Raw genomic sequence first — 7,393 nt, 5'->3', positions numbered from 1 at the left:
TGGTGGTCGTGGAACCGGGCTTGTCGCCGGGCTTCTCGACCTTCTCGTCCTTCTCGTCCTCGGTGTCAGCCGACTCCGGGGCGGGCTTCGCCGCTACTCGGGGAGGGGTGGGGCGTTCGGGCGCCTGGGGCGGGGTCCCTGCAGGGTCCTCGGTCACCGGGCCACGGTCACCCTCAGCGGCTGTCGCACGCGGCGTCGCCGCACGCTGAGCGACCTGCTCCATGAACGACGACACCTCCGACCGCCGGTTGTCCGCCTGGATGCGCTCCACCTCACCCGAGTCGAACAGCCTCTCCAGCAGCACCGGGTAGTTCGAGATCGTCGGCATCATCGACGCGAGCTTCTGCACCGCGTCCGCCTCCGCCGACAGCGACCGGAACTCGGGATCCGCGAACGACACCGACACCCGCCACAGCTCCGGCGGCGGTTCGGTGGCCCCGTCACGGACCATGACCGCCAGACCCGCGATCTCCTTCACCGCGAACGGCAGCACCGACCGGTTCATGCGCAGCACGTCGATCAGCAGGTCATGCTCCGCGGCGCGGATCGCCTCCGCCGACGCCGGCTGATCATGGATCACGCCCAACGACGACGGCGGGATGCCTGTCTCCCCCGCGAACGCCATGGCCACCGTGCGGATCATGTCCGAGTGCGGGGTCATCGTCGCCTGCGACAGCTGCGTCAGCGACGGGGTGTCGCCGTCCTCGTCCTTCGACAAGGCCAGGATGCGGTCCATCGCGAGCTTGAACTTCGCGTCCGAGGACAACCCCGAGAACGCGTCCGGGTCAGCGCCCAGCACCGCGAGCTGCGGCGACGAGTAGAACTCCGCGTTGCCCTCCATGCGAGCCATGGTGCGCACCGCGATGTCGTTGAGGACCATCACCGAGTTCGTCAGCCGGGACCGCCCCATTGGTGAGGTCAACTCCGGGTCGTTCACGACCGGCACGCACAGCACCCGCCCCGTGGGATTCGGCACCGACTCCGCCGACCACCGGCCACCGTCCGAGGTGCACGTCACGACCTCGTCGCGCAGCCACACCACGAACTCCGTGGGCTTGCCCTCCACGTCCGTGTCCGTGATCGTCACCGCCGAGCGCAGGCACCGGTTCCGGGCGTCCCAGATGCCCGACGCGGCCTCCGCCGAGTGGCCGATGATCTGCACCGGCGGCTCACCCTCACGGCCAGCGGCGACCGTCACGAACGCCACCCCGTGCTTGTAGGCCGACTGGATCGCCTGCGAGAACTCCAGCCCGAACCGGTTCGCGTACAGGGTCTCCCCCAGCTCGAACGGGTCCTCCGAACCCGGCATCCGCAGCCCATCGAACTGCGAGCGCATCGCCGGTTTCTTCACGGCCTGCCCCGCCCACCCCAGCACGTACCGGGTGCGGGACATCTTCGGGGGCAAGGCGATCCCGATGTTCTTGAACTCCTGCTCCGTGTCGCAGTACAAGGTCCGGCGGTAGTTCTTCTCCCACCGAGACCGCCACACCGTCAGCAGGTCCTTCAGCTCCGAGGACACCTCCTCCGAGATGCCCTCCACGCGCAGGTCCGCGATGTCACCCAGCGACCAGTTCACATCATCACCTGCTTCCTGCCCGGCTTCCGCTTCGTTGTCCGGGCACCCCAATGAGCGAGGGTCACCGCGTCGACGAGCCCCACAGACCCGCCCGTTGTCATGGCCGCCCACCCGAACCCGCCCAGGGTCCCGATCGGTCGGCGTGTCACGTCTCGTATCTCGTCGCCCAACAGGGCCTGCCCCGAGTGCGTCAGCGTGGCCTCGGTGATCGCCTGATCGAACATCGTGTGCGCCGTCACCACCTCCCCCACCGTGGGGGTCAGCAGCACCCGCTTCCCGACACCCGCCTCACGCAGAGCCTCCACCAGGAAACCCACACCCGAGCGGCCGTCGATCACGATCTGCGCCGTGTCCGCCTTGCGCTCCACGAGGAAGTCCACGAGCCACTGGGTGCCCTCCGACATGGGCCGGGACGCGATGCCCTCCACGAACAGCGGGCCCTCCTTCGGCTTCATGCACCCCGCCAGGGACACGTGCGAGCCGTCAGCGGAGAACTTCACGCCGAACACCCGCACCGCATCCGCCGGCGGCTCACCCGTCAGCGACTGCCACTGGGTGAAGTTGAACGCCGCGGACCCGTTCGCGCCCGTGTCCCACACGCCCAGGCGCTCCCGGGCGAACGTCTCCGGGGACATGGCCCCGAACTCGTCCTCCACCGTCGAGAGGTTCAGGCGGATGCCCAGGGACGGGTTCGACGCGAACCACTCCGCCCGGTCCCCCACCTCCACGCCGGGCTTGCAGGACCACTCGCACCACGCCGTGCGCGTCGCCTCCGACAGCCCGCCCTCACGCAGCCGCGTGAACACCGTGCCGTCCATGCCCGGGCCCGGAGGGGTGCCCAGCAGGATCTGCAACGGATCCCCCGAAGGTGCCGAGGAGATCGTCGGCAGCAGCGCCGCCTGCGCGTCATCCCCGTACTCCTGGGCCTCGTCGCAGATCAGCACGTCCACCGTGAAACCACGCCCCGAGGACTTCGAGCGGGCGATGAACTCCACCGACCCGCCCCCCTTGCACCCGCAGTTCTCACCACGGCCACAGCCAGGGGCGTGCAGGAAGATCGCCTCCTGCCCGTTCGTCTTCCGCGGGGAGCCCTTCACCATCGCCGCGAGCTCCGGGTACTGCCGCTCGTTCTCGAAGAACGACAGGATGCGCAGGAACGCCTTCCGCGCCGTCTTCACCTCATGGGCGGTGTGCAACACCCGCAGCCCCAAGATCACCATGAAGTACAGCTCCACCATCTCCACGAGACCGTTCTTGCCGTTCTGCCGAGGCACAGCCACACCCCACCGACCCGCCGCCCAGCGGTCATCCGCGCCGCGACGCATCCACGCGTCCAGCACGTTCCGCTGCCACGGGTCCGGGGTCAGCCCGTACTGGGCCGCGAGGTCCGCGCAGTCCTCCGACTCCGACCACTCCCCCACCGGCGCCATCGAAACCCGCGGGGACTGCGTGCCCTGAACCAGCATCACGCCCCCCTACGCTCCGCCAACCGGCGAGCCCGCCGCTCCGCGACCTCGTCAGCCGCCGTCGACGGCGCCGTCTGCTGCGTCGACTGCTCCGCGGACTCCAGCTCCGCGATCAACGCCAGCACCTCCACGTGCCGCGCCGACAACGACGCCAGGTCACGGCCCGACTCCGTCGCGTCAATCACCCGAGAAAGCTTGTCCCGCAGAGCCCGCAGACCCTCCAGACGGGACTTCCTCGACGCCGTGAACACAGTCGCAGGACGAGTCGGCATCACGACCCCCTTCCGGGTGAAAATGCTTCGCATCACGGATCCCCAGAACCGCAGAAACACAGGCCAGGCCGGGCCACCCGCTACGGGCACCTGCGGATACCAGAAACCCCACGGGGGTATTGCAACGCCCGGGATGATCGCTGGGGCCCTGAGGGACCGTCTCCCCCCTGGGGTTATCCACAGGGGGCGGCTGGTCCGCCAGGGGTTACCAGGCCGCGGTGGTGCCTGGTTGCTTGGGGGCGAAGGGTGAGCGCGCTCGGGATCGTTGATTCCCGAGCTTCCCGCCGAGCCGTCTATTGCAGGTGCGGCAGATGATGCGGGTGTTGTTGGGGTGGTCGGTTCCCCCGGCGGCGTGAGGCACGATGTGGTCGAGCTCGGGGCTGTTGGGCTGGCCCTTGTGGTCGTAGTCGAGCCATGCCCGGCACACGAGGCATGTGGTCTGGCCTCGTGCTTGGGCTTCCTCGATCTTGACCTTGCGGAGTTGTCGCCATGCTGGTGTCGCTGTCCTTGACATGCGTCACCTGTCCCTCGTTCTCAGTCCTTGGTGTTGGCCTTGGCCTTGGTGCTTCGGGTGTAGGTGACGCTGCCCTTGCCTGCCGTGGTGGTGTCACCGTCCACGTGCACGTCGAGGTGGTTGGTGCAGTGCAGTGCATGCACGATGTCGTGGTACTCGTTGCGGGTGCGCACGGTGAGGTGCTCACCGGCGATGACCTGCTTGGCCTTGGGGTTCATGTGTCCTCGCTGCGATCTTTGAGGGTGGGTATGTAGTTGCGATCAGTGGTCATGGGGTCTCCGCCTTGTCTGTCACGTCGTATCGGCGCGCCTCTCGGTGCGTCGGGGTGAGCGCGGACACAATGCGGTCATGAGTACCGATGAATACCGATGGGTTCCCCCTGGGCTGGATGCCGATGAGGCTGAGTCGTTCCTTGAACTAATCGAGGACGTGCCTCCCGCCGCGAAGCCGGAGCTTGCAACATGGGCGATGCCCGCCGCAACGCCTCGGGGGATGACCCCAATGTCCTCGTTCATGAGGTTTCAGACGGCGTCACACATTGACCTCGGCGTTCATTCGCCGTCCCCGCGCTATCCGCACGAGGTCCTTGAGGAGCTCATTGAACTTCCAGACAAGGTACTGCTCTACTACCTCGACTTCCTCCTCAGTGAGCATCTCATCTACGAGGGGCGGGCACCCCAAAGCGTGTCGGCTTTGGGGGAGATCCTGCGGCGCAGTGGGTCGAACTGGGCCGTGGGCAACCGTCAAGGACGGTACGGACTCGTCGAGCGTGTGCCCTCGGGTGTGGCCGTGGTGGTCGAGTCGGTGATGTCCAAGCAGGATCTAGCCAGCAGCCAACTCCGAAAGGCATGGGGGCAGGCGTACGGGGTCAACCCTTCCCCGAGTTCCGCGTACCACGATGCGGTGAAGGCCGTGGAAATCCTCTCCACTCCCCTGATCTCACCCAAGGACAAGGACGCCACACTGGGGAAGGACATCAACGTGTTGCGGTCCGGTGGGCACAATTGGAAGTTCGTGATGGCCGGGTCGAAGGATTCGAGCGCCGTCGAACACCTGGTGTCCATGATGCAGCTGCTGTGGCATTCCCAGTCGGATCGTCACGGCCAGGGAGACTACCAGGACGTGAGCGTGGAAGAAGCTCAGGCCGCCGTGCTGTTGGCCTCCACCCTCGTGGGGTGGTTCAGTCAAGGTGCCCTGCGTCGCGTGGACGACTGATCATTAGCTCCCGATTGCTCCGCGCATGCGGCGCACCATGGGCCGTACACGGCCTCGTACCCGCAGGAGCAGAGGCGAGGCCGGTAGGGGTGGCGGGTCACCTGGTGGAAGGGTGGGCGTGGCCCAGGTGTGGGGTCTCGTAGAGGGGCGGGCCCGCAACAGCAAGACCCTCGGGTGCGTCCGTGCCCACCAGGTACTGGTACAGGAACGCCCCGGTCCTGTCGGGTGCGGTAAGCACGACCAGGTGGTCCTTATACCCGGTGAGCTCGGGTGCCAGGTACATGCCGGGTGTGCCGTGCATGGTGATGGGGTGCGCAGCCTGGAGCTGGTGCCAGTCGGTCACGGTGTGTCCAGAGCTCATGGGTCCTCCTTGTCGTGGGTGGTGCGTCCCGGCCTGAAAGGAGAGAAAGGGGCCGGGACGCACCCAGGTGGGGAGCGGTGACCGGGGAGGGGTCGCTCAACCCACCACCCCGCCGGCTAGCGGCGGGGGTTCTTGCGGCGGGCCTTGTCCGCTTGGGCGGTGGCCTGGTCGCCGGTGGGGTCCGGGTAGGTGCGTGCTGATGTGGTGGTCTCGGGTTCCCAGGGGTTCCGACCGCGGCGTGGTGCGGACTGGGCGGCGCGTACTGCATCGGCCCTCAGCCGGTCGTACAGGTCAGGGGTGGGCTTCACTGTCCACCTCCGGGGTACAGGTCGGGGCGCCGGCGGATCGGCCACACGAGCGGCATGGTGCGCGGCTCCAGGTCCTTGATGTAGACCGCCCAGTCGAGCCGGTCCACTGCCCTGCCGAGTTGAGGGAAGCGCTGGCCGATGCGAGATCGCCGGAACTTCCTGCCCCAGCCCTTGCCGATGCCGGGAAGGAGCGCCTCCCGGGTGAACATGAACGGCCCCCAGAAGGCGAGCTCGGCGTCCTCTGCGAGGTACACGGGGACCCGGTTGATCTCGCACCACTCCCTGGGGTCTCGGACCTCGCACGCGTAGCAGGTCAGCATGGGCACCTCCTACCGTGTTGAGTGGTTGGTGGTGCAGGTGCGTCTCGGCATTCCTCGTCGCGTCATGGGCGCCCTTGCCCCGATCTGCAGGGTTTGACACCACCAGTGCGGCGCCGGGACTCGAACCCGGCCGAAGCCTTCACTCTCGCCGCGGCCCTACGTCTCCCGACGATGGGCGGTGCTGGTCCCACCCCCAAGATGGGGCCAGCACATGCAAAAGCCCCCAGCGTGTCGAACACGTTGGGGGCATGAAAAAAGGCCCCGCCTAGACGGAACCTGATCTAACTACATACTACGGGTCCAGGCGTTGAGCCGCAATCCCTGGAGATCAGTGGGGGTCACGCGGCGTCACGGTGGGTCACGCGATCGGTCTTCTCCTCCCACACCCGGATGACGTCCCCGAGCAGCACCCGTTCCGCGTCAGGCCACACCCTCGTGAGGGTGCCACGCTTGATCCAGGTGCGCACGGTCTCCGCGGGGAGGCGCTCCCGGTACGCGGCCCACACGTAGGTCTCAGCCTCCGCGGGTGACACCTCCCAGTGCTGGACCCTCTGGGTGCGGTCCTCCAAGGTTCCGGCGATGTCCCAGCGTTGCCCGCAGCGCCGGCACTCGATGGTGCCCGTCGTGCGGGTGGTGGCCAGGGGCCGGCCGCAGGGGCAGGTGCCGATGACCCGGCGTTCGGGTGCGGAGTCCCTGGCCCGGTCGGCGGCCTTGAACGCGTCCTCCAGGCGGGTTACCCGGGCTGGGGTGTCCGGGTGCCGTGCGGTGGCGTGGAGCCCGTCGAGGGTCTCACGGACGGTGGGGTCGTGCTTCCCGGCGAACGCCCGGTACGCGGCGCGCAGCTCCGCCCCGGTCTCGGAGGCGGGGAGGTTGAGGACCATGCGGTCCGATCCCCCACCTGGGCCGGGGGCGGCTTGCCGGGCCTGCTTCGTGATGGTCACGTCCAGGTCCCGGAGGAGTTCCGGGGTGTCCATGATGCGCAGCTCGGCGCGGGCGAGGCACCCGGCGCACATGGACCCCACGGTGGCGGGGGCTTGGCAGATGCCGCACAGGCTCATCGGGTCCTCCACTCTGCGAGGCCCCACATGTAGCGCACCCACCGGGCCGCCCAGTAGAGGACGAGGGCGGGCCACGCGAACGCGAGCAGCGCGGTGCGGGCGCACCTGCGGGACGTGGCGGGCCAGATGTTGGCGTACACGCCGGTGATGCTGGCGACCGTGGCGACGAGCACCGCGATCAGCCAGTACCCGGCGATGACCGTGAAGGTGGTCATGGTTCTCTCCTTACGACAGTGGCCCCCACACGGGTGTGCGGGGGCCACGGAAAAGGCCAGCCGGTTCGGAGTGGCCTGGGGGTTGGGT

The 7,393-nt window shown here is 68.1% G+C and carries 10 protein-coding genes; 1 reads left to right on the top strand and 9 read right to left on the bottom strand.

Annotation, left to right across the window (positions count from 1 at the left end):
- The 4 genes from Q4A22_RS10425 to Q4A22_RS10415 all read right to left on the bottom strand — a co-directional run.
- Positions 1-1,576: phage portal protein (locus tag Q4A22_RS10425; RefSeq protein WP_303179250.1), on the bottom strand; the 1,576-nt coding region annotated here is incomplete at its 3' end.
- Positions 1,573-3,045, bottom strand: a complete 1,473-nt coding sequence (locus tag Q4A22_RS10420; protein ID WP_303179249.1) for a hypothetical protein — start codon at positions 3,043-3,045, stop codon at positions 1,573-1,575. The genes Q4A22_RS10420 and Q4A22_RS10425, both read right to left, overlap by 4 nt.
- Before the next feature lie 474 nt (positions 3,046-3,519).
- Positions 3,520-3,828 carry an HNH endonuclease gene (locus tag Q4A22_RS11855; RefSeq protein ID WP_368410631.1) on the bottom strand — a complete coding sequence of 103 codons (309 nt, stop codon included), beginning with the start codon at positions 3,826-3,828 and terminating at the stop codon, positions 3,520-3,522.
- 20 nt (positions 3,829-3,848) lie between these two features.
- Positions 3,849-4,046 (bottom strand): hypothetical protein, encoded by a 198-nt coding sequence (locus tag Q4A22_RS10415; RefSeq protein ID WP_303179248.1) that lies wholly within the window; start codon positions 4,044-4,046, stop codon positions 3,849-3,851.
- Positions 4,047-4,176: 130 nt separating this feature from the next.
- Here Q4A22_RS10415 and Q4A22_RS10410 point away from each other — a divergent pair, with 130 nt between their 5' ends.
- Positions 4,177-5,043 carry a hypothetical protein gene (locus Q4A22_RS10410; RefSeq protein ID WP_303179247.1) on the top strand — a complete coding sequence of 289 codons (867 nt, stop codon included), beginning with the start codon at positions 4,177-4,179 and terminating at the stop codon, positions 5,041-5,043.
- A 97-nt stretch (positions 5,044-5,140) separates the two neighbouring features.
- Here Q4A22_RS10410 and Q4A22_RS10405 read toward each other — a convergent pair whose 3' ends face one another.
- The 5 genes from Q4A22_RS10405 to Q4A22_RS10385 form a co-directional block, all read right to left on the bottom strand.
- A complete protein-coding gene (locus tag Q4A22_RS10405) occupies positions 5,141-5,404 on the bottom strand; it encodes a hypothetical protein (RefSeq protein ID WP_303179246.1) in 264 nt (87 codons plus the stop codon).
- A 116-nt stretch (positions 5,405-5,520) separates the two neighbouring features.
- Positions 5,521-5,712, bottom strand: coding sequence for a hypothetical protein (locus tag Q4A22_RS10400; protein ID WP_303179245.1), 192 nt, complete (start codon positions 5,710-5,712; stop codon positions 5,521-5,523).
- Positions 5,709-6,032 carry a hypothetical protein gene (locus tag Q4A22_RS10395; protein ID WP_303179244.1) on the bottom strand — a complete coding sequence of 108 codons (324 nt, stop codon included), beginning with the start codon at positions 6,030-6,032 and terminating at the stop codon, positions 5,709-5,711. Before Q4A22_RS10395 ends, Q4A22_RS10400 begins: the two co-directional genes overlap by 4 nt.
- Positions 6,033-6,370: 338 nt before the next feature.
- A complete protein-coding gene (locus Q4A22_RS10390) occupies positions 6,371-7,090 on the bottom strand; it encodes a hypothetical protein (protein WP_303179243.1) in 720 nt (239 codons plus the stop codon).
- On the bottom strand, positions 7,087-7,305 hold the full coding sequence (locus tag Q4A22_RS10385; protein ID WP_303179242.1) for a hypothetical protein: 219 nt from the start codon (positions 7,303-7,305) through the stop codon (positions 7,087-7,089). Before Q4A22_RS10385 ends, Q4A22_RS10390 begins: the two co-directional genes overlap by 4 nt.
- Positions 7,306-7,393 lie beyond the last annotated feature (88 nt).

Source organism: Kocuria sp. (assembly GCF_030530945.1).
Classification (GTDB): domain Bacteria; phylum Actinomycetota; class Actinomycetes; order Actinomycetales; family Micrococcaceae; genus Kocuria.
Note: the sequence above shows the minus strand (reverse complement) of the source record. Positions and strands in the feature narration are given on the sequence as shown.